22 protein-coding genes and 1 riboswitch are annotated in these 20,177 nt (G+C 51.4%); of the genes, 11 read left to right on the forward strand and 11 right to left on the reverse strand.

Annotation, left to right across the window (positions count from 1 at the left end):
* Positions 1-110: 110 nt before the first annotated feature.
* A complete protein-coding gene (locus tag TY10_RS27250; RefSeq protein WP_042171043.1) occupies positions 111-1,331 on the forward strand; it encodes an EAL domain-containing protein in 1,221 nt (406 codons plus the stop codon).
* Here TY10_RS27250 and TY10_RS27255 read toward each other — a convergent pair.
* A complete protein-coding gene (locus TY10_RS27255; protein ID WP_042171046.1) occupies positions 1,296-1,856 on the reverse strand; it encodes a GNAT family N-acetyltransferase in 561 nt (186 codons plus the stop codon). The two genes, TY10_RS27250 and TY10_RS27255, sit on opposite strands and share 36 nt — an antisense overlap.
* 152 nt (positions 1,857-2,008) lie before the next feature.
* Here TY10_RS27255 and TY10_RS30095 point away from each other — a divergent pair, with 152 nt between their 5' ends.
* The 4 genes from TY10_RS30095 (at position 2,009) to TY10_RS27275 (ending at position 4,844) form a co-directional block, all read left to right on the forward strand.
* Complete coding sequence (locus tag TY10_RS30095; RefSeq protein ID WP_052350807.1) at positions 2,009-2,827, forward strand: MFS transporter; 819 nt, start codon at positions 2,009-2,011, stop codon at positions 2,825-2,827.
* Positions 2,766-3,269: an MFS transporter gene (locus TY10_RS30100; RefSeq protein WP_162160697.1), complete on the forward strand. Its 504-nt coding sequence runs from the start codon at positions 2,766-2,768 to the stop codon at positions 3,267-3,269. The genes TY10_RS30095 and TY10_RS30100 overlap by 62 nt, the downstream gene beginning before the upstream one ends.
* Positions 3,270-3,697: 428 nt before the next feature.
* A complete protein-coding gene (locus tag TY10_RS27270; RefSeq protein WP_042171136.1) occupies positions 3,698-4,096 on the forward strand; it encodes a VOC family protein in 399 nt (132 codons plus the stop codon).
* Positions 4,080-4,844, forward strand: coding sequence for a class I SAM-dependent methyltransferase (locus tag TY10_RS27275; RefSeq protein WP_042171048.1), 765 nt, complete (start codon positions 4,080-4,082; stop codon positions 4,842-4,844). Before TY10_RS27270 ends, TY10_RS27275 begins: the two co-directional genes overlap by 17 nt.
* 143 nt (positions 4,845-4,987) lie before the next feature.
* Here the strand turns inward: TY10_RS27275 and TY10_RS27280 are convergent, their stop codons facing one another.
* From TY10_RS27280 to TY10_RS27290, 3 genes are all read right to left on the reverse strand, one after another.
* A complete protein-coding gene (locus tag TY10_RS27280) occupies positions 4,988-5,455 on the reverse strand; it encodes a C40 family peptidase (protein ID WP_238328074.1) in 468 nt (155 codons plus the stop codon).
* A 5-nt stretch (positions 5,456-5,460) separates the two neighbouring features.
* A riboswitch (cyclic di-AMP (ydaO/yuaA leader) is annotated at positions 5,461-5,628 on the reverse strand.
* A 449-nt stretch (positions 5,629-6,077) separates the two neighbouring features.
* Positions 6,078-6,890, reverse strand: a complete 813-nt coding sequence (locus tag TY10_RS27285) for a hypothetical protein (protein ID WP_042171140.1) — start codon at positions 6,888-6,890, stop codon at positions 6,078-6,080.
* Positions 6,891-6,908: 18 nt separating this feature from the next.
* Complete coding sequence (locus TY10_RS27290; protein ID WP_042171054.1) at positions 6,909-8,924, reverse strand: M1 family metallopeptidase; 2,016 nt, start codon at positions 8,922-8,924, stop codon at positions 6,909-6,911.
* Positions 8,925-9,028: 104 nt separating this feature from the next.
* On the opposite strand from TY10_RS27290, the gene TY10_RS27295 reads away from it, so the two are divergent.
* The 6 genes from TY10_RS27295 to TY10_RS27320 all read left to right on the forward strand — a co-directional run bounded on the left by TY10_RS27295 (position 9,029) and on the right by TY10_RS27320 (position 13,330).
* The gene (locus TY10_RS27295; RefSeq protein WP_042171056.1) at positions 9,029-9,565 is read left to right on the forward strand and encodes a YwhD family protein; all 537 of its coding nucleotides are present in this window, start codon (positions 9,029-9,031) and stop codon (positions 9,563-9,565) included.
* Positions 9,565-10,182, forward strand: coding sequence for an NAD(P)-dependent oxidoreductase (locus tag TY10_RS27300; protein WP_042171057.1), 618 nt, complete (start codon positions 9,565-9,567; stop codon positions 10,180-10,182). The genes TY10_RS27295 and TY10_RS27300 overlap by 1 nt, the downstream gene beginning before the upstream one ends.
* A gap of 139 nt (positions 10,183-10,321) precedes the next feature.
* Entirely contained in the window at positions 10,322-10,900 is a 579-nt protein-coding gene (locus TY10_RS27305; RefSeq protein ID WP_042171060.1) for an RNA polymerase sigma factor, read from the forward strand.
* Positions 10,897-11,499 (forward strand): zf-HC2 domain-containing protein, encoded by a 603-nt coding sequence (locus TY10_RS27310; RefSeq protein WP_042171063.1) that lies wholly within the window; start codon positions 10,897-10,899, stop codon positions 11,497-11,499. Before TY10_RS27305 ends, TY10_RS27310 begins: the two co-directional genes overlap by 4 nt.
* Positions 11,500-11,534: 35 nt before the next feature.
* Entirely contained in the window at positions 11,535-12,701 is a 1,167-nt protein-coding gene (locus tag TY10_RS27315; RefSeq protein WP_052350810.1) for a hypothetical protein, read from the forward strand.
* Entirely contained in the window at positions 12,698-13,330 is a 633-nt protein-coding gene (locus TY10_RS27320; RefSeq protein ID WP_042171065.1) for a hypothetical protein, read from the forward strand. Before TY10_RS27315 ends, TY10_RS27320 begins: the two co-directional genes overlap by 4 nt.
* Before the next feature lie 70 nt (positions 13,331-13,400).
* Here the strand turns inward: TY10_RS27320 and TY10_RS27325 are convergent, their stop codons facing one another.
* The 7 genes from TY10_RS27325 to TY10_RS27355 form a co-directional block, all read right to left on the reverse strand.
* Entirely contained in the window at positions 13,401-14,045 is a 645-nt protein-coding gene (locus tag TY10_RS27325; RefSeq protein ID WP_081735523.1) for a peptidylprolyl isomerase, read from the reverse strand.
* A 151-nt stretch (positions 14,046-14,196) separates the two neighbouring features.
* Positions 14,197-14,523: a cytochrome o ubiquinol oxidase subunit IV gene (gene cyoD, locus TY10_RS27330; protein WP_042171068.1), complete on the reverse strand. Its 327-nt coding sequence runs from the start codon at positions 14,521-14,523 to the stop codon at positions 14,197-14,199.
* Position 14,524: 1 nt separating this feature from the next.
* Positions 14,525-15,151, reverse strand: a complete 627-nt coding sequence (cyoC, locus tag TY10_RS27335) for a cytochrome o ubiquinol oxidase subunit III (RefSeq protein ID WP_042171070.1) — start codon at positions 15,149-15,151, stop codon at positions 14,525-14,527.
* Positions 15,152-17,128, reverse strand: coding sequence for a cbb3-type cytochrome c oxidase subunit I (locus tag TY10_RS27340; RefSeq protein ID WP_042171071.1), 1,977 nt, complete (start codon positions 17,126-17,128; stop codon positions 15,152-15,154). It lies immediately after the preceding gene.
* A gap of 23 nt (positions 17,129-17,151) precedes the next feature.
* On the reverse strand, positions 17,152-18,180 hold the full coding sequence (gene cyoA / locus TY10_RS27345) for a ubiquinol oxidase subunit II (RefSeq protein ID WP_081735524.1): 1,029 nt from the start codon (positions 18,178-18,180) through the stop codon (positions 17,152-17,154).
* 322 nt (positions 18,181-18,502) lie between these two features.
* Positions 18,503-18,793 carry a hypothetical protein gene (locus tag TY10_RS27350; RefSeq protein ID WP_042171073.1) on the reverse strand — a complete coding sequence of 97 codons (291 nt, stop codon included), beginning with the start codon at positions 18,791-18,793 and terminating at the stop codon, positions 18,503-18,505.
* Positions 18,794-18,992: 199 nt separating this feature from the next.
* Positions 18,993-20,105, reverse strand: a complete 1,113-nt coding sequence (locus TY10_RS27355) for an NADH:flavin oxidoreductase (RefSeq protein ID WP_042171074.1) — start codon at positions 20,103-20,105, stop codon at positions 18,993-18,995.
* Between the last annotated feature and the right edge of the window lie 72 nt (positions 20,106-20,177).

A 20,177-nucleotide genomic window follows, 5' to 3' on the forward strand; every position in this document is an offset into this window, starting at 1 on the left:
CAGGCGGCAGAGATTCTGTCGCTTATTTACATTTATTGTCGAATCATATAGAATGAGAACAATATTGATGGAAGAAAATATAACATGCATATAACGCAGAGGAGAGCGCAATGACCATTACCAGTAATGATTTGCCGAAAGCGCTCGGCTTGGACAATGAATTCTTGGCTGCGTTCTATCAACCAATTATAGCGATGGATACGAGGAAAATTGCGGGTTATGAAGTGTTAGGGAGGGCGTGCTCGGAAGAAGGCTCGGTACGCAGTCTGGGGCCTTTCTTTGGCGATGCATCCGTCGCGGATGAGGATCATATTGCAGTAGATCGTATTTTACGAGAGCAGGCCATGAGTAAACTTAGCGAGAATGATTCGCCTCCCTTGCTGTTCATTAATTTAAAACCTAATTGGATTCAGCGCTATTCCGATGCAGGTGAGCTGTACACACTGAGCCTCATTGATAAATACGGTATTGATCCGCGCCGGATCGTCATCGAGATTACGGAAGAAGCGTTCCACGGCTCCAGAGAGGAGCTGCGCAAGGTCATCGACCTTTATCGGTCCAGAGGTTGTTTAATTGCAATTGATGATGTGGGCAGCGGCTTCAGCAGCACGGGACGGATCGCCCATATCCAGCCGAATATCCTGAAAATTGATATGCATATGATCAAACGGAGCGGGACTCATGACGGCTATCTGGGAGCTCTGCGCTCCTTCTCTGCGCTTGCAGAGCAGATCGGCGCTTCGCTGCTTGCCGAAGGTGTCGAGACACGAGAAGACCTGGAACGGGCGATTGAGGCAGGCGCACGTTATGTGCAGGGCTTTCTTTTCTCGCGAGCAGAACCGGAGTTCCAAGCTGTGCACCGTTTTGCTCCGCTGCTGGAGGAGGAACTGGATGCGCATTTGCGCAAGCATCTTCTGTCGGAGCAATATTGGCAGCAGCAATCCCGGCAGCTTGCCGCTCAGATTGATCTTATGGTGCAGGAGCAAGGCTATTATGAGCACAAGGATGTGTGGATTCGCGAGCTGCTTCCCAAGCTTCAGGACAACTGTATCCGTGTCTATCTATGTCGTGATGACGGCATTCAGCTGTCCTCCAACTTTTCGCGTATAACGGATCAGGAATGGCGGCAGGAGGATGAATTTCGAGGAGCGAACTGGAGCTGGCGGCCGTATTTTGTCCCGAATCTTGTACAGCTGAGTGAGTTACGGCCGACGATCGTATCACGCGTCTACACCGATCTGGAGTCGCATGCGTGGATTCGGACGATATCGGTGCTCGCTGGTCCTGGACTTATCCTATTTGCTGACATAAAGGCGCCAGACACGGATTAAGAATGAGGCTCGAAAAACCATGCAGTGGAACGAAGCGGCACCGCGGGGCGTAGGACGGATATAGGTATCGTCAATACGGAAGCCTGCTTTCTCGTAGGCGCGAATGGCTCGGAAATTCCAGATCAGCACCTCAAGATCTACCGTGCAATCTGGGCGCAGGCGCAGCGCCTCTTGCGAGACGAGGGCGGCGACAACGGCGCCAAGACCCCGGCTGCATAAATCGGGGCGTAGACCCATGCCGAGCCTCGTGACGCCTGACATCGGAAACAGCTGCGCAAAGCCAATCAGCTCTTGGTCATTGTTGACGATGGCCCTATATTGCTGCTGTCTGAGGACGGGATCGCCGAATTCGATTCCGTCCTGTTTCATTTGATGCCAGCTTGGCCATTCATAGAGACGGTATGGCGATTCGTAGCTCCAGCTGCAAATTTGCTCAGCATAACGAATTTCCAGCGGAATGATGGTCATAACGGCTGGCAGTGGTTTATAATGTAAGGATGGCAAGCCGGAAAATAATTCAGTCATGGGACGACAGCTCCCTTTTATAGAAGATTTTGAAGGACGCGAGGCTGGTAATCGCGATTCCTGTTCCTTTTACAATCGAAAACAATAGGCTTTATTATTATACGCTCCTTCGTTCGTTAGAAGGACTATCCTTTCAAGGAGATTTTAATGACATGCGGAAATTGTTATGGCTCGGATGCTTGTCTTATCTGGTAATCGGCCTGGCTCACGTCATTGGCGGAGCTGTGCTGGAGCAAATGATGGCGAAGTACGGACTGTCTTACAGGGACAGCGGACAATGGATTATGAATCAGTTTCTCGGATTTCTCGTCGGTGTGCTGATCGCACCAACCATTACTTCGAAAGTGGGCAAAAGAGGCGGCGTGCTGATTGCCATCGGTTTGCTCACAATAAGCGAGGCGGCTTACAGCCTATTGCCTCCATGGGGCCTAATGCTCGCAATAGCGCCTTTCGCCGGCTTTGGCTTTGGCATGACGGAAGCGGTCGTTGGGGCAATGGTTATCGACATGGCGACGCAGAACGGCAAAGCATCGGCTATGAGCCGGGTGGAAACCTTTTTCGGAATCGGTGCTTTTCTGATGCCGACGATGGCAGGGCTGCTTATACGCCATGATATATGGCAGCTTTCTTTTCCAGTGTTGGCCGCGATGTCGGGTATTATGTTCATCCTGTGGCTGACGATGCAGTTCGGAGGCGAGATTGACGACCGGATCAGCTTTCATGGACGGCTTGGCGATCAGCCGCCGCAAGGGGCTGTTAGCATGGAACGGAGCCAAGACAATAATACCTCGGCAGGTGTTCGAAAAGGCGGCTTGTTAGGCTATCACCCGCAAACGCTGCCAGTTTTTACTGCTGGGCTCGTTATTCTTCATGGTCTATGTCGGAATGGAGATGAGTTTCTCCAACTATTTGCCGTCCATTCTAATCGAGCAATCCAATGTCGCGGCGGCCAGCGCACCCGCTGCGCTTAGCTTGTTCTGGGGGACGATGATTGCTGGCCGGTTGTTTGCCGGCCGTCTGGCAGACTGGGCAGGGTATTCCCGTTATTTGCTGTTTGCGACGGCGGGAGCGGCTGTCGTGTTCGTGGGCATGGCGATTACAGGCCAGCTGACCACGATGATTGTGTTAATCGGTCTGAGCGGTCTATTCTTCTCAGGCGTGTTTGGAATCGCTCTCGTCTATGCGAATGAGCAGATTCCCGGCATGACCGAGCGAACGACGAGCCTGCTCGTTGCCTCCGGGGGGCTGGGCGGTGCATTGTTCCCGAGGCTGACGGGCTGGATGATGGATCGCTTTGGTGCAGGCAACACGCTATGGATGCTAGGCGGATCAATCATCTTGCTGTTTGCGATACTGCTGGTTATGCTGGTGTTTGGCAGACGGCAGCATGCTCGCGGGCGCTTGGAATGGTGAGAAGGTAAATAGCGAACTGGCTTCGCTGATTAACGAAGCAAAGTTCGTTGGAAGGCAATTGATGATCATCATATAGGATTACAGCGAAGCAAAATGCGCTATTCGGGAACCTGAGTTCTCGAATAGCGCATTTTTGTTCGTTGCAGCAGTGAGGGAGTGGCAGGGTAGTAACTGTAGCGAAAGTTAGTTCGCTAGATAGCGAAGGCGGTTCGTTATGGGCAGGGTGGGGAGAAGGTGGGAGGAGGAGCTACGTCAAATGTAGTTCTAACGTCCATGTTGGGTTGAAAACTGCTAAGAATTTCTCTATAATAGAAAATAGATATATAAAATGAAACATAGTTTCACTTAATGAAACTAATAATGGGGTTGGGTGTAGAGAACAACACCAAGAAACCACTACGACATGACTCGAAAAGGCGGCGATGATTGTGGCCTTCGCATTCACGGGAATTGATCATGTACAGCTGGCGGCGCCGGAGGGGTGTGAGCAGGAGGCGCGGACGTTCTATGCCGGGCTGTTACGCTGGCAAGAGCTTGAAAAACCGGTTGTGCTACAGAAACGGGGCGGTGTTTGGTTTCAATGCGGCCTGCATCAGGTGCATATCGGCGTGCAGCCGGAATTTGTTCCTGCGAGGAAGGCGCATCCGGCATTCAGGGTAAAAGATATTGCAGCCTTGCAAAGCTGGCTGCAGGCACACGGTGTTGAGACAATTGCGGACGACAGCAGGCTGGGTGAGGGATTGGAACGTTTTTACGCCAATGATCCTTTCGGCAATCGGTTGGAATTTATCGAATGGGAGCGTGAAGTCAATGGGAAGCAGCAATAGCAAAGAGAGATTTTCGAACCGGGTAGAAAACTACGTGAAGTATCGTCCGGGTTATCCGATCGAAGCGCTTGACTATCTGTACTCTGACGTGGGCTTGAATGCCAGCTCACAAGTTGCTGATCTTGGAGCAGGCACGGGGATCTTCTCCAAGCTGCTGCTGGAGCGCGGCAGCGAGGTTATTGCTGTCGAGCCCAATCAGGCGATGCGGGAAGCGGCGGATAAGGAATTAGGCGGCTTGCCGAACTACCGATCTGTTGCCGCTGCTGCGGAGACGACGGGCTTGCCGGAGCACTCGGTTGATTTTATCGTATGCGCACAATCCTTCCATTGGTTTGACCGGCCTGCAGCTCAAGCCGAATTTCACCGCATACTAAAGCCTGGCGGCAAAGCAGCTCTGATCTGGAACTCCAGGCTTACAAGCGGTACGCCTTTCCTGGAAGGGTATGAGGAGCTGCTGCGTCTTTATAGCACCGACTATAAGCAAATGACTCATAAGAACATTTCGGCAGATCAGCTGCGGACGTTCTTCCGCGAGAACAGAATGCAGGAAGCGACATTTACGAATGGCCAATTGTTGAACCGCGAGGAGCTGCTCGGCCGGGCGCTTTCTTCATCTTACGTACCTGCAGAGGGAGAACCCAACCATGAGCGGTTGAAGGAGGAGCTAAGTCAGCTCTTCGAACGTACGAATGTGACCGGTCACGTAAGCTTCGACTATCAAACCGAGATTTTCTGGGGAGAGGTGTAGCGCCTCGACGTCAAGAAACAGGTAACCATCTGGCAATACAACAACAAAGCCGCAAGTCGTACTGCCCAGAGGACATACGGCTTGCGGCTTTGTTAGTGAGACCTTCCGACGCACTTCACAGGATGAAGCCGCGTAAGCGGGCTCTATTGTTCGTCAGCATATTTCTCAGAAGTAGTCGTATCCATAACACGACGAGCGGTTACATAACGAGACTCGTAATAGGAGTCACTAAGTTTACTAATTGTAACGCCTCTGCTGGACGAAGAGTGGGCAAACTTTCCATCGCCGACATAGATGCCGACATGAGAAATGCTTTTGCCATTCGTATTGAAGAATACGAGATCGCCAGCATTCAGGTCGCTTTTTGCAACCTTTTTACCCATTTGAGCTTGAGAACCGGAAGTGCGAGAAAGCTCGATTCCCATTTTCTCAAAAACATAGGATGTGAATCCCGAGCAATCAAAGCCTTTCGTGGACGTGCCGCCCATCAGATATGGCGTACCGATAACATCATCGATAATGCCGTCCATTTTGGAATCCGCGAACACGCTGCCTGCTTGAAAAGCGAGTAGCAACAGGAGTCCAGCTAGCATTGCAGTAACCTTTTTCAAAACGGTAAAGCCCCTTCCGATGCCGACGAGGTTAGCTGTGGGGTTCGGTTGAAGGATCCCTATGATTTCTCAGGCGTCCGTGCTTACCCGGCGCGGCCGGTGCAGACGTCGAAATCAATTCACCCAGAGTGGTTCCCCCGTTTCCAGTACAAGGAATTAGGCAAGCTTTTTATGTACTTGGGAAATATTCGTTTTTTTCGCAAATCTCCTCCTCCAACTGGCAAATTCTAATAATTCTCATGTAACCTTTTGCCAAAAACACGCGTTTTCATTAATTTCATTGACTGATTATGTGCTTTTATGGGGTACGACGATTAAAAAATCAATAACTATTTAATTTACTATGTGTGAAGAAGAGAGAATATGTGGAGCAATCGAAGAGAGTGCTCTCATGTAAGCGGGTACAAGCACAGAACGCGGCAGGAATTCGGAGGTAACAAAGCCAGCAATGGCAAGGGAAGGACAAGCATAGACGGCATTCGACAGTGATAAAAGTGATGCTTCAATTCTAATACTTCTAATTTTTATAATAGAGCAGACAGACAGGCGTGACAAGCTGCCAAAAGCCCAAAAAAACGCCGGGGACTACCCCGGCGCTTGCATATTTGCTGCCTATTCGATGTTATTCCTGCGTCCTCGACTGCAAACAATCGTATTGTGCGCAAATGGTCCATACTTTCATCATCGTTCGAATGAGATGATAGCCTTGATGAAGAATTAACGCAAACAGCCCAGCCCAGATTAAGGAAACGCTAGTGACGCAAAGCGCGATGCCGATGCCAATGGCCCACATAAGCAGCGAGACCCCGGTGAAGGGGGCGATATGGCGCACTGCATGCCAGAGGGTATTGAATACCCCGCTGCCAGAAGCGGCGCCGAACTGCATAGAGAGGACCAGCAGATGGAGCAGTACACTCCACAGCAGCCATGCAGCGGCTCCAGGCAATACCGTTTGCAGGAGGCTGCCCATCGTGCCGCTTTTCAGCAGCGCTTGGAGCCCCGCCGGCAGAAGCCACCATGCCGGCGCCAAGGCAAGAAGCGTCTTGACCCAGTAGAGCAGCATAACCGGCTTCCAGGTGCTGCGAATGCCTTCAATGAATTTCGTTCCGCTCTCATCAGTTGCATGGTGCAGGGAGTAGAATAATCCGGCATTGAACAGCGGCGTAAGCAGCATGCGGGCTAGGAATAACCCGCCAAACATCCATAAATAAGGATGAATGAGGTCTGTCTTCATCAATTGGAACTGGGCTTCGCTAAAAAATAGCCGGACTGCCGAAGGAGGCAGCGCATCGCCCGGGAAACGCCGCAGAAGCGGCGTGACGACCGAATCGACGAACCGGTAAAGGAAGAAGCCCCATAACAGCTGGTACAGAAACAATAGAATGATAATATTCATGTGCTTGACTGCCAGTCGCCAGCCTTGCTTCATATGCATTTTCAAGGAATATCCCTCCTACCAGCTCAGCGTTCCGAGCAGCCCTTCGATTAATTTGGCAATGCTGAGATTCCAGCGCGTGCGCTTTGTCTCCGGCAGCTCAGCAAGCATGAAGTTATTGATATGCTTGTTGTCTAGCACGTTGCGGTACTCCGAATCGACGGCTGCCCAAGCGAGTGGAGAGTCATGGACGACTTTGTATTGGATATGCGAATCCTGCGCATCCCATTCTTTGCTCATGCTCGTACCGTCCTTGAATTGCATAACAATCGGAACTGAACCGATATTGCCGCCGTTCTTCTTCACCAGCACCGTGGATTCGAACATCGGCTTCCCGTCCTGCTCGACTGGACGAACCTGCACGGCTTCGATGGAAAAGTCGGCCATTTGATTGTGGTATACAAATTGATTGAAGTAATCATGCCATTTCTGCTTCGTAACTTGCTCAACAACCCGTTGGAAGTCGCCGCTGGATGGATGCTTGAACTTATATTTCTGGAAGTAGGTCCGCATGACTTTCTGCATCATACGGGTGCCGATCTGGTTCTCGATGCCGACCAGTACCAGCTTGGCCCGCATATATACGTTTTCGGCGTAGTGATTATGACTATCGTACGCCCATGAAGGGTACTTGAGCGGTGCCGGATTCGTTATGTAGCTGGCTTCGAGCGGCAAATTCGGAATGACGCCATACTCGCTTTCCATCACCTTGTCTTCGGCGTACGAGGTGAACCCTTCGTCAAGCCATGCTTCCTCGAACTCGTTAGAGGCGACCATGCCGTACCAATACTGATGACCAATCTCGTGAACGATGGTCCGCTCCAGGCTGTAGCCGGGATTGTCGTTCTCGGCGGCGAATGCGGTAACAAGTGTCGGGTACTCCATGCCGCCAGCTCCGTTGGCACCTTTCGGAGGCACAATGACCGATAGTGTTGAGTAGGGATAATCGCCGTACCATTGCGCATACTTGGTCAGCGCTGACTTGGCCGCATGCATGTACCGGTCTTTGAACGCTTCATGCGCCGGATCGAGGTACAGCTTGATGCGTACGCCGGGAATGCCGGTGCCTGAGAGCGTATCCTCTACATAGACAAAGTCGGGAGAAGCAGCCCAGGCGAAGTCATGGACATCATCCGCGTAAAACTGGTACACATGCTCGCCTTTACCGGTGCTGACCGGCGTTTTGGTCTGGAATCCGGTTCCGGCTACCGTGTAAGACTCCGGCACTTGAATGTTGACGGAAAAAATGCCGAAATCACTGTAAAATTCCGAGTTGCCATGGTATTGATGAATGTTCCAGCCCTCGGAGGTTCTGCCGCGCATGTCAGCCGTCTCGTAGACGGCTAGCTTCGGGAACCACTGCCCGGCCATGACAAAGGAACCGGAGTAACCCATCCGCGCAAACACTTCAGGCAGTTTGACCTCAAAGCTCATAGATAGCGTTACCGACTTGCCGGGTGCGACCGGGACAGGAAGCTTAAGCTTGGCCAGTGTAAAATCATTGGTGTTGCCGTCATCAGGCTGGACATAATGAAGACGCGGCAGGAGGCTTTCGCCCTCCATCGTTTCCAAAGCGTTCAGCTTCATGTAGCCCTGGCTGGCCGATGTTGCCTTGTCCTCCCGGAGCTTGCCCTTCGATTCCTTCATAAACGTGGTCTTGTCGTTAAGGAAAGCGTTCGGGTACAGGTGAAAATAGAGCTCGGACACCGTTTTTTTCCCCGGATTGGTCCAAGTTACCGTCTGCTCACCGTATAAGGAGCGGGAGTCATTCTGCAGCGCGACGTTGATGTGGTACTCGACGACTCTCTTGCTAAGCGCCTGGGGCTTGGCTTCGGGAATATCGGGAGCGGCAGGAGCAGCGGCAGACGGCTTGGCCGATGTCGGAACAGATTGCGGCACAGCTTTGGCGGCAGGGGCGAGCGCGTATGTATATTGGGATTGCCAAGCGTGGCCGAAGCCCTGCTGGATCGACAGGCCGAGCAGGACGGCGGTGAGCGTGAATAGCAATAAACGTTTGACGTGGCGTGGAGTCATTGAACGTTTCCCTCCCGTTGACAAGCATCTACAGCATGTATATGTTGGCTTTTCACGGATTATTAGCTAAAATGTAATTATTGTACGGGGAAGGTGGAAAAGCCATGACTGAACAGCAAGGACAGCCGGAACAACAGCCGGAGAAGAAGGAAAAGAAATCGTTGTCGCTCAACGTAGTGAGCAACAAACCACATAGAGGCTTTGGAGCGGGCACAATCGATTTGAGCCAAGTATCCTGCGTGATTATTGATGAGGGCGTTGCTTATATCGATGACGGAGCGATGCATGCCAAAAGCAAGGTGGAGAAGGGCATTAAATTTAGCCCGGATAAGGCCAATACGCCAAACGGCAGAACATGCTGGGTTGTATGGGTTGCGGTGGAGCGCACGGATGCAGGTACGCAATACGCGGGTGTTACAGCCTGTGAGATGCTGATTGATAAGGAAGCACGCCGGGGATGGAAAATCCTGCCTGACCATGTTAACAAACTGGATGCTGCGCTGAAGCGCAAGATCAAGCTGGAAGAGCTTGCTGCCGAGGAGAAGGCAGCGCTGCGGAAGCTGCTAGTCGAGCATAACGAAGAGTGGTGGAACCATTCCTCTGATGAGCTCAAGCAGGCGCTAGCTCCTGAGAGCGTATAATGAAGCTTGTCGTCTTCGGAGCCAGCGGCGGAATTGGACGGAAGGTCGTTCGCCAAGCGCTCGATGCGGGACATCAAGTGACCGCATATGTTCGTGAGCCGAAGCGGCTTATTCTCGGCCATCATCCCGGATTAACCGTTGTTGCCGGCGATGCGCTCCATCTCGGTTACGTGAAGCAGGAGATAGCCGGGCAGGACGCCGTTATTTGCTGCGTCGGCAGCCAAGGGCTTGGCGAGACGACACTCATGTCCGATGTGATGTACAACATTATTGAGGGCATGAAGGAGCATGGTGTCATAAAGGTTGCTTATGTCGCTTCGGCTGGTATTCACGGCGAGCTGAAGGGCTTGAGCGGTTATATAATGAACCGTGTGCTTCGGCATGTGCTGGCGGATCATCTTCACTCTTATGAGCTGCTGCTTGAAAGCGGCCTGGAGTGGACGGTAGCGCGTCCGATGCAGTTGACGGATGAGCGGTGGACGGGCATTTACCGTCAGACGGATAGCGGGGTGCCAAGAGGCGGCAAATCGATATCGCGTGCCGATGTCGCACATTTTCTGCTGACTTCGGTGGCGTCTGACACCAATGCTTACAAATCCATTGGGCTAGCCTATTGATGGAATAAAGAACCGGGTGACGGGATTACTTAACGGCGTTTATGCTGAAGTAATCTCGCAACCGGTCTTTTTTTGTGTATTTGAAAAAAAGTTTTGGATAAAGTGCAGGGTTTGGAGCATTTCCCTACGTCTATAGTATTTGGGAAGGGAGGAGAGCGAGATTCAGGACGAGGCATGGATCAAAGCCGTACAAAACGGCGGGCCTGCGGCGTTTCAATCGTTAGTACATACGTATGGTCCATACTTATATCGAACAGTGTATGCAATCGTTCGTTCGCCGCATGATGCGGAGGATGTGACGCAGGAAGTGCTGATGCTCATCTATCGCTCCCTCCCGGAATGCCGAATGGATGGCTTCAAAACATGGATGACCCGCATTGCAGTCAACCGCGCGATCGATTGGAATCGCAGTAAAGCACGCAAGCCGGAACAGCCGATGGAGGACATGGACGGGCAAGAAGCGAATCTGCTTGCTGCGAACACAGAAATTGCCGCAGAGGAAGCCGCTATAAAGCGGGAAGGAAGGCGGCAGGTAAGAGAGCAGGTTCAGCAATTGCCGGACAACTACCGTGAGGTTGTTACGGCTTATTATATGGAGAATAAATCGTACGAAGAGATTGCTGCCGATACGGGGCTGGAACGGAAAAGCGTAGAATCAAGGCTTTACCGGGCGAGGAATTGGATTAAGCGGAACTGGCGGAAGGAGGACTTCGAATGAGCGGGACAGGCAAAGATCCGGCCGAACTGGAGGATAAAAGGCAAACTGAGCAAATGGAGCCGCAGCAGCAACAGGAATGGCATGCAGACAGCACGACTATGCATCTCTATGTCGGCGACGTGCTGCCTGAAACAGAGCGTGAGAGAGTAGAGGCCCATATGGCGCAGTGCGACGTTTGTCTGGAGCTGTTCATGACAGCGGTAGAGGCTGCGCAAACGGTTACGGCTGCAAACGGCGCAGATGTATCTGATATGCCGGATATGGAGCAAATGGGACGCAGGTTGAGCGGAATGTTGTTCCCGCGGCGTATCGTTCAGGAGAAGCCTTACCGGCGCCGTACGTGGCTCCAGCATCCGGCCGTTCATTTCGGGGCTGCGGCCGCTATTACACTGCTGCTGCTTGGTACGGGCACGTTTAACGGCGTAGCGGAGCGGATGATGGCGATGGATGAGCATACGAGGGTTATGCTGGAGACCGGGGAGGAACCGGTTATTGTCCCGATTGCAGAGGAAGAACGGCAGGACGGCTCCTGGTCGGACCGGATGGTAGATCAAACGCTGGGCTGGCTGAAGGGTATCGAGAAAAGCCGGTTTAAATAAATCATTGATTGTACGAAAAAGGAGATGATTAAACGATGCAAGGAAATAAAAGCCCATTGACGGCTTTCTTCTTATCTTTCTTCCCGGGCTTTGGACATGCCTATCTGGGAAGGTTCGTCCGGTTCGTATTGTATGGAGGCAGTTTTTTTGGTTCGCTGGGGATTGTTTTTCTTCTGGGAACCAACGGCTCTTTGCATGGTGAAGCCGTCGTTATATTGTTCATCGCCGCTGCGAGCTGGATCATCAATATGATCGATATGATTGTCTCTCTGCTCAATGGAGCGGGACAGCAGCGGCCGGCTTCGCCTTATGGCGCTGATCCGGGTATGAGCCCGGGGTGGGAGGCTAGTCAATACGCTTATGAGCAGCAACGGGAAAAAACGCGAACCATCCTGCTTTCCTTCGTACCGGGTGTCGGTCATATGGCGATGGGTATGCTGCAGAGGGGTTTAGCTTTTCTAGTCGCTTTCGTAGGTTTGTTAGCGATTACGATTTTTATCAGCATTGTTACGAATACGGGCAGCTTCCTTGTTTTCCTGCTGGCGCTGCCTGTCATTTGGATCTATACGCTATTTGATGCGGTGCAGCAGCTGCAGCGCAAGCATCGCGGTGAGACGATCGACGACAGACCTTTCTTTGAGGAATTGGAGGAGCATATCGGCTCCGGCAAAAAAAATAAAGTGCTGGCGGCAACGTTGTCGCTGTTTCCCGGCGCAGGGCACTTGTACTTGGGGCTGCAAAAGCGCGGCCTGCAAATTATGGGCGGCTTTTTGCTCTCCATCTTCCTAATGGATTCCTTGCGGCTGTCGATCTTCCTTTTCCTGATGCCGCTGTTCTGGTTTTTCGCTTTCTTCGATGCGCTGCAGCAGATGTCGCGCTATGAACGCGACCAGTTAAAGGATCAGGCGGTAGTCGCACAACTGGCTCCTTATCAGAAGTGGATTGGCCTTGCTTTGCTTGTGCTGGGCGCCTACTATTTGTTTGATCAAGTTATGGGCACTTATATCTCTCAGACTTGGCCGTCTGTCTACCGGGAGTTTATGAAACTCAAGTACAACTTGCCGACGGCGCTTGTCGCATTTGTCATGATTGCAGCAGGGCTGCGGCTGGTGTTCGGCGGCGGCTTCAAGGCTGGCTCGGGAAGTATTCCCTCTGAAGCGCCTCCCCGTCTTCCCGAATGGGATAAGGAGGAGCGCTCATGAAGGCCTGGCGCGTAGGTTCATTATCGATGGGAGTAACGCTTCTCCTTCTAGGAGCAGCGATCGCCGTCTCTATTTGGAATGGCGGGGACTCCGTTAATTTGCTGCTTTGGGTGGCGCCCATTGTCTTTATATTACTGGGCGCGGAGCTGCTGTTGTACCTGTGGCTGGCAGGTACACAACGGACAGTTATGCGTTACGATTGGATGAGCGTGTTTTTTGTAGCGGTTCTTGGAGTTGGAGCCGTTGCGATGGTATCGCTGACTTCGACGGGGTTGCTGGGGGAGTTTCGCCAGTCCCTTCAAATTACGGAGCGGACTGCTGTCGTGAAGACGGAGGCCGTTAAAGTACCAGAGACGGTGAAGAAGATCGTTGTTCAATCCTTTGAACAGGTGCAGTTGGATAAAGCTGAAGTTCGCGATGTGAAGCTGTTAGGGCAAGTGCAGTATTGGGCCGTAGAGCCCATGAAGCAGCCGGAGTCGATTATTAGCACGGATATGGTCGGAAGCACCATGTATGTGATGATCGGAAGCTTCCAACAGAAGAACACGGGTATCGTATCGGAGTCGTATCATTCAAAGCTCACGCTCATTTTGCCACAGGGTATTGAAGTGGAGGAGCGGGGGCTCTAATCTAAACAAAGAGAGAGTCGAACGGCAGTCACTGCCATCGGCTCTCTCTTTTTCGTGTGCATATGGTGTATTACTTCGCAACCGTCTCCGGTTCCGGGTAAGTGACACCTTTCGTGTCAACCGTTACTTTTTTCATCGCCATCGGGGTCAGTGGACGATCGTATTCACCGGTTTTTTGAGCGACAATCGCATCAACAGTCTCCATGCCTTCCAGCACTTGTCCAAAAGCAGCGTAACTGCCGTCAAGGTGAGGAGAATCAGCAGCCATAATGAAAAATTGGGAGCCGGCTGAGTCCTTCATCTCAGAACGAGCCATCGAGATGACGCCGCGTGTATGCTTCAAGTCGTTCTGGATGCCGTTCGATGTAAATTCACCTTTAATGCCATAATCAGGGCCCCCCGTGCCAGTGCCTTCCGGATCACCGCCCTGAATCATAAAGCCTGGGATAACACGATGGAAGATTAAGCCGTCATAGAAGCCTTTTTGTACGAGCGAGATGAAGTTGTTCACCGTATTAGGCGCTACTTTAGGGAACAGCTCGACCGTAATTTTGTCACCATTGTCCATTTCGATCGTTACGATGGGATTAGACGGGTCATTATACCCCGCCGCCTCGTTTTGCGGCGTCTTGCTGCCGCCACCGCAGCCTGCCGTCACCAGCAAGACCAGCGCTGTAACCAAAGCAAAAGTCAATTTCATGTAGGTTCGTTTCATTCGTTAATAAGCCTCCTGACCGCAATAAGTTGTCCATTTCATATCATAGCATATTGGAAGGGAAATGGAGAAATCCTCCTCCTTCATGAAAAAACGAAAGCCGATCTCGGCAATCTATCCGAGAGGGCTTTCGTTTTTCTGCAAATTCCTATTAGCCAACTACGTTGTATGCCATGATCCAGATGGAGCCGGCTACGACCGTAAGGAGAATGACTAAGCCGAAAATAAGCGCGATCATATTGAACCGCGGCTTCTTCTCATCACGAATGTGCATGAAGAAGAACAGCTGGACTACAAATTGCAGCGCCGCCATGATCAGGATGAAGATGATCGTCGCTGTCTTGCTCATCAGATCGTTCAGAACGATGACGAGCGGCAGTATCGTAAGAACAATCGAGAGCACGAAGCCGATGATGTAGGACTTCATCGAGCCGTGCGCGTTCGCATCACCATGTGCGTTGTGATCGTGGTTGCTCATCCTACATCACCCCCATCAGGTAGACGACCGTAAGGACGAAGATCCATACGACGTCGAGAAAGTGCCAATACAGGCTGATAATGTTTACTTTACGCTGCGTAACCGGCGTGATGCCGCGTCTTGCCAGCTGAATCATCAAGCCGACCATCCAGATCAAGCCAACCGATACGTGAAGTCCGTGCGTACCGACTAGCGTAAAGAAAGCAGACCAGTAAGCGCTCGTGCCGATCGTTACACCCTCATGTACAAGCTCAATGAACTCGTAAACCTCGAGGAAAATAAACGATGCACCGAGTAGTGCTGTTACAGCCAGCCAGCCGATAAGGCCTTTCTTGTTCCCTTTATGCATCTGGAGAACGGCGATACCGCTGGTGAAGCTGCTTGTAAGCAAGATGAACGTCTCAGCGATTACGCCAGGCATCTTGAACATCTCATCCGGCGTTGGTCCGCCGTCCGTGCTCAAGCGGAGCACGGCGAAGGTAGCGAACAACGTACCGAATAGAATAACGTCAGTTATGAGAAACAGCCAGAAGCCGAATACTTTGATTGATTCATGATCGTGATGATCATGTCCGTCATGACCGTGGCCATGGCCCTTGTCATGCGAGGATGTTGCAGTGTGTGCCATCTAGTTAGCCCCCTTTAACGCAGCTGCTTCTGTCCGTTCGATTTCATCGACAGGGATATAGAAGTCGGTGTCATAGCTGAACGAACGAGCGATCATGCAGATGGCTACGCCGAGCAGTCCTGGTACAATCATCCAAGTCCAGCCCCATACGAAGCCAAAGCCCGCGATAAAGAAGAAGACCGACATGATGAACGGAATTGCCGAGTTTTTCGGCATATGAATCGGTTCCAGCGGCGCAAGCGGCTTAGGCTTGCCGCCATTAGCAATGCGTTGCTTCTCTTCCCACCACTCGTCCTGGCTAGTAACAACCGGTACGCGTGCGAAGTTGTACATTGGAGCAGGCGATGGAATCGACCATTCCAGTGTGCGGCCATCCCAAGCGTCGCCGCTTTTTTCTTTCTTGAAGAACTTGATGCTGTGCGCAATTTGCCATACCTGGAACAGGAAGGCAAGACCCATAATGAAACCGCCGATAGTCGACACGACGTTAAGCGGCTGCCAGCCCATGTCGAAGTTGTATTCGTTGAACCGGCGTGTCATGCCCATCAAACCAAGTGCATATTGCGGCATGAAGCAGACATAGAAACCGATATTCCACAGCCAGAACACCCATTTGCCGATACCGTCATGCAGCTTGAAGCCGAACATTTTCGGCCACCAGTAGTACAGGCCTGCGAAGTAACCGAATACGACGCCGCCGATCAGCACTTGGTGGAAGTGGGCAATCAGGAAGTAGCTGTTATGGAACTGGAAGTCGGCTGGTGCAACGGAGAGCATAACGCCCGTCATCCCGCCGACGATAAAGCATGGGATAAAGGCGATCGTCCACAGCATCGGCTGCGAGAACGTAATCCGTCCCCGGAACATCGTGAACAGCCAGTTGAATATTTTTACCCCTGTCGGTATTGCGATAAGCATCGTCGTTATGGCGAAGAACGCATTGACGTTAGCACCGGAGCCCATTGTGAAGAAGTGATGGGCCCATGTGAAGAACGAGAAGAAGCTGATCGACATAAGCGCGAATACCATTGATTTGTAGCCGAACAGTTTTTTCTTCGAGAAGGTGGATACGATCTCAGAGAATATACCGAAGGCCGGCAGTATAACGATATAGACCTCGGGGTGACCCCACATCCATATCAAGTTAATATACATCATCGGATTGCCCCCGCCGTCAAGCGTAAAGAAGTGCGCCCCGAGATATCGGTCAATGAAGAGAAGGAACAGGGTAACGGTCAGAATCGGGAAAGCGAACATGATCGTTACGGAAGATGACAGAACCGACCAAGTAAACATCGGCATCTGCATCAGCTTCATGCCCGGTGCACGCATCTTCAGAATCGTCACGACAAAGTTGATGCCGGACGCCAGAGACCCGATACCGGAAATCTGAATACCCCAGATATAGAAATCCTGGCCTACACCCGGACTGCCCGAAAGCTCCGAGAGCGGCGGATAAGCGAGCCAGCCCGCATCCGGCGAACCGCCGATTACGAACGATACGTTGAACAGCATGGCGCCAAAGAAGAACAGCCAGAAGCTCAAGGAGTTCAAGAACGGATATGCAACGTCACGCGCGCCGATCTGGAGCGGTACGACGATATTGAATAAACCGAACATAAGCGGCATCGCCATAAACAAGATCATAATGACGCCGTGCGTAGTAAAGATGGCGTTATAGTGATCGGCGTGCAAAAATTCTAGATTCGGCAGCGCAAGCTGCGTCCGAATCAGCAGGGCATCGACGCCCCCGCGGAACAACATTAGAATGGAGGCGATGATGTACATAATGCCGATCTTCTTATGATCGACAGTCGTCAGCCATTCGGTCCATAGCCAGCGCCATTTTTTGAAATAAGTAAGGACGAACACGACAGCGACCGAAGCAAGCGCGATTGAGACTTGTGCGCCGAGAATCAGCGGATCGCCTGTGACGAAAAAGTCATTCAGCATAAAGTCGATAAAATTCTGAAACATGTGGCCTCTCCTTTCATTATATCCTAATGTCCTGCATGTTCACCGGATGCAGTCTTCACAGCTCCGTGATCCATACCTTCCATTTCACTCATTTCTTTATCACTCATACCCTCATGTTGCTCATGCTCATTAGCTTTCGCAGCATCTTTCGAAGCTTCGGCTTCCGTGCTGCCGCCACCGTGATGATGCCCGGTGCCGCCTTTGCCGATGTATTGCTTCACAACTCGATCGAACAGTCCTTCAGGGAAGGAGGAGAAAAATTGCTGATTGGAAGCTCCCTTTTCAGTCAGCTTCTTGAAGCCGTCTTCTGTTAGAGCGGGATAATTGCTTTTAATTTCTTTTACCCACGCATCGTATTCTTCATCCGAAGTCGCTTTTACATCAAAAGTCATTTTGGCAAAGAGCTCGCCGGTAAAGTTAGCGCCAGAGCCGTAATACAAGCCCGGTTCGTCAGCTTGCAGATGCAGCGTCATCGCCATGCCGGACATGGCGTAGATTTGTCCGCCCAGCTGCGGAATCCAGAACGAATTCATCGCTTGGTCAGCCGTTACTTTAAATTGAATCGGCCGGTCTTTCGGGATTTGAATGTAGTTGACAGTGGAAATGCCTTCTTCCGGATACGTGAACAGCCATTTCCAGTCCAGCGACGTCGCTTCGATAACCAGCGGTGCCTTATCGGAGACTAACGGTTTGGAAGGCTCCAATTCATACGTATATTTCACCGTAATAACGCCCAGGATGGCGATGATAATAATTGGAATGCCCCACCAGATAATTTCCAGCTTCGTGCTATGCTCCCAGTTTGGCTTATAGGAAGCTTTGCTGTCTTTCCGGTCGCGATAGCGCCATACGATGAAGGCGGTAAGCAGCAATACCGGAACGAGTACGATCGCGCAAAGAATGACGGATAGGTAGATCAAGTCTTTCTGCGATTCGCCGATCGGTCCTTTCGGATCCAGCACGATCATTTGCTCGCTGCAGCCCGTCAACAGAACGGCCATCAGCATGATGAGCGCAAAGGTCAAAAGACGAATTTTCGGTTTCAAGTTCATTCAACTCCTCAGGTTTACTCTTGGTTTTAACATTACCAGAACTCCGGTGGAATAACTGCTGCCTTAACAATTACGTCAACAATTCGTCTTTTTTCTGTAATAGAAAGTTCACGAGTTCGACACCGCTCGTTCATAGCTATTTCACAAAAGGAAAAACCGTCCTTTTTTACAGTGGAAAATAGGGGTTTCGGCGGTTGAAGGGGAGACTTCGGGCAACAATGTCAAGAGCCGCTTGACCGTCTGCTTGTCCGATACTGGACGTCAACGCAAAAAAACAAAAACGGCCCCCGTATGTAGACGGGAGCCGAGCTGTAATAAATCATTATTCCGGCGGGGACTGATGTTCTTTCTCGGCAAGAGCTGCGCTCATTCTCGCATGAACGAGACCGATCGCCGTACCGATAACAAATATGAACACGCTGCCTACGAGGAAGCCAATGCCGAGCATAAGCAAGACATTCTCTTCGCTGAAATGGCCGAGCTTTATGAGACACAACAGAACGCCGATCGACAATGCGGTCCATGCGAAGGCGGTCATCAACGAGACCAAGCGCTTCACGGCTGCCAGAGAGGATGGTTGAATACTGCTCACTGTTGCTGTTTTGGTTGTCATAATGAACACTCCCATTAAATTGTAAGTGCTTTCTTACATACACTATACCATAGTATACGGGTGATGTTCAAAGAAAATTCATATTTTGATCATAGTTCCGCCATATTTGGGCAAAGGCTGGCTTCAATATTTGTAAAAAACGAAAGAAGCGGCCGCTCCATATAAGAGTGCGGCCGCTTCTTTAGAAAGGAGGATTAAATTAGCTGAGTGTACCGAATGATGCAGGTGTGAATGGCAAGAGCTCGTCAAAGCGTCCTTCACGAATTTTGGCAGCCCAAGCGGGATCGACAAGCAGGGCACGGCCGACGGCGACAAGGTCGAATTGTCCTTGCTCCAGGCGATCGGTCAGTTCGTCCATATCTTTCGTTCCGGCATCATTGCCCATGAAGCCGTTAATAAAGTCGTTGTCGAGACCGACGGATCCGACTGTAATCGTTGGTTTGCCGGTCAGTTTTTTCACCCAGCCTGCAAATGTCAGATCGGAACCTTCAAATTCAGGAACCCAGAAACGGCGGGTGGAGCAGTGGAAAATATCAACGCCTGCTTCGACCAGCGGCTGCAATAGCTGGTTCAACTGTTCGGAATCAGTCGCAAGCTTGGCATCGTAGAAGCTTGTTTTCCATTGGGAAATCCGGAACACGATCGGAAAGTCGGGGCCAACTGCTTCGCGGCAGGCTCTAACGACCTCCGCAGCAAAACGTGTACGCTTCACGAGATCGCCGCCGTATTCATCGGTACGCTGGTTCGTTTGCTCCCATAAGAACTCGTCGATCAAATAGCCGTGAGCGCCATGCAGCTCGATTCCGTCGAAGCCGATGCGCTTCGCGTCGGCGGCCGCTTGGGCGAAAGCTTTCACGATGGATTGAATTTCATCGACGGACAATGGTTCGCTGACTTTCTCGCCTGCAAGGTTTAGCCCGGAAGGGCTTGCGGATGGCGCTTGGGGATGAGGACCTTGGCCTTCTGAACGCAGTATGCCTTGATGCCAAATTTGCGGAATGATTTTCCCGCCAGCCTCATGAACCTCTTTCACGACCTGCGCCCAGCCTTCTAGCGCTTTCTCATCATGGAAGTTTGGAATGTTCGTGTCTCCAGAAGCTGCAGGATGGTTGATTGTCGTTCCTTCTGTCACGATCAGACCGACACCGTTTTCCGCACGTCTTCTGTAGTAGCCTGCCACATTGTCGCCAGGAATGCCATTTGGAGAATGAGAGCGGGTCATAGGGGCCATTACAATTCGGTTAGACAGAGACAACGGGGCACCTTGAAAGGGCTGAAACAATGATTGAATTGATGTACGGCTTGTAGACATAGGTTTTCTCTCCTTTTATCCTAAATAATATATATCTATGAAAAATAGATATTAGTTCGCGTCAAAAAAGGA

The sequence above is a fragment of the Paenibacillus gorillae genome (genome assembly GCF_000513275.1).
Classification (GTDB): domain Bacteria; phylum Bacillota; class Bacilli; order Paenibacillales; family Paenibacillaceae; genus Pristimantibacillus; species Pristimantibacillus gorillae.

Coding starts and splice junctions, on each gene's coding strand:
- TY10_RS27290 (WP_042171054.1), bottom strand. CDS start 8,924: ATGACTCCACGCCACGTCAAACGTTTATTGCTATTCACGCTCACCGCC.
- TY10_RS27355 (WP_042171074.1), bottom strand. CDS start 20,105: ATGTCTACAAGCCGTACATCAATTCAATCATTGTTTCAGCCCTTTCAA.
- TY10_RS27295 (WP_042171056.1), top strand. CDS start 9,029: ATGACTGAACAGCAAGGACAGCCGGAACAACAGCCGGAGAAGAAGGAA.
- TY10_RS27300 (WP_042171057.1), top strand. CDS start 9,565: ATGAAGCTTGTCGTCTTCGGAGCCAGCGGCGGAATTGGACGGAAGGTC.
- TY10_RS30095 (WP_052350807.1), top strand. CDS start 2,009: ATGCGGAAATTGTTATGGCTCGGATGCTTGTCTTATCTGGTAATCGGC.
- TY10_RS27285 (WP_042171140.1), bottom strand. CDS start 6,890: ATGCATATGAAGCAAGGCTGGCGACTGGCAGTCAAGCACATGAATATT.
- TY10_RS27310 (WP_042171063.1), top strand. CDS start 10,897: ATGAGCGGGACAGGCAAAGATCCGGCCGAACTGGAGGATAAAAGGCAA.
- TY10_RS27340 (WP_042171071.1), bottom strand. CDS start 17,128: ATGTTTCAGAATTTTATCGACTTTATGCTGAATGACTTTTTCGTCACA.
- TY10_RS27325 (WP_081735523.1), bottom strand. CDS start 14,045: ATGAAACGAACCTACATGAAATTGACTTTTGCTTTGGTTACAGCGCTG.
- TY10_RS27350 (WP_042171073.1), bottom strand. CDS start 18,793: ATGACAACCAAAACAGCAACAGTGAGCAGTATTCAACCATCCTCTCTG.
- cyoD (WP_042171068.1), bottom strand. CDS start 14,523: ATGAGCAACCACGATCACAACGCACATGGTGATGCGAACGCGCACGGC.
- TY10_RS27255 (WP_042171046.1), bottom strand. CDS start 1,856: ATGACTGAATTATTTTCCGGCTTGCCATCCTTACATTATAAACCACTG.
- cyoA (WP_081735524.1), bottom strand. CDS start 18,180: ATGAACTTGAAACCGAAAATTCGTCTTTTGACCTTTGCGCTCATCATG.
- TY10_RS27320 (WP_042171065.1), top strand. CDS start 12,698: ATGAAGGCCTGGCGCGTAGGTTCATTATCGATGGGAGTAACGCTTCTC.
- cyoC (WP_042171070.1), bottom strand. CDS start 15,151: ATGGCACACACTGCAACATCCTCGCATGACAAGGGCCATGGCCACGGT.
- TY10_RS27315 (WP_052350810.1), top strand. CDS start 11,535: ATGCAAGGAAATAAAAGCCCATTGACGGCTTTCTTCTTATCTTTCTTC.
- TY10_RS27250 (WP_042171043.1), top strand. CDS start 111: ATGACCATTACCAGTAATGATTTGCCGAAAGCGCTCGGCTTGGACAAT.
- TY10_RS27275 (WP_042171048.1), top strand. CDS start 4,080: ATGGGAAGCAGCAATAGCAAAGAGAGATTTTCGAACCGGGTAGAAAAC.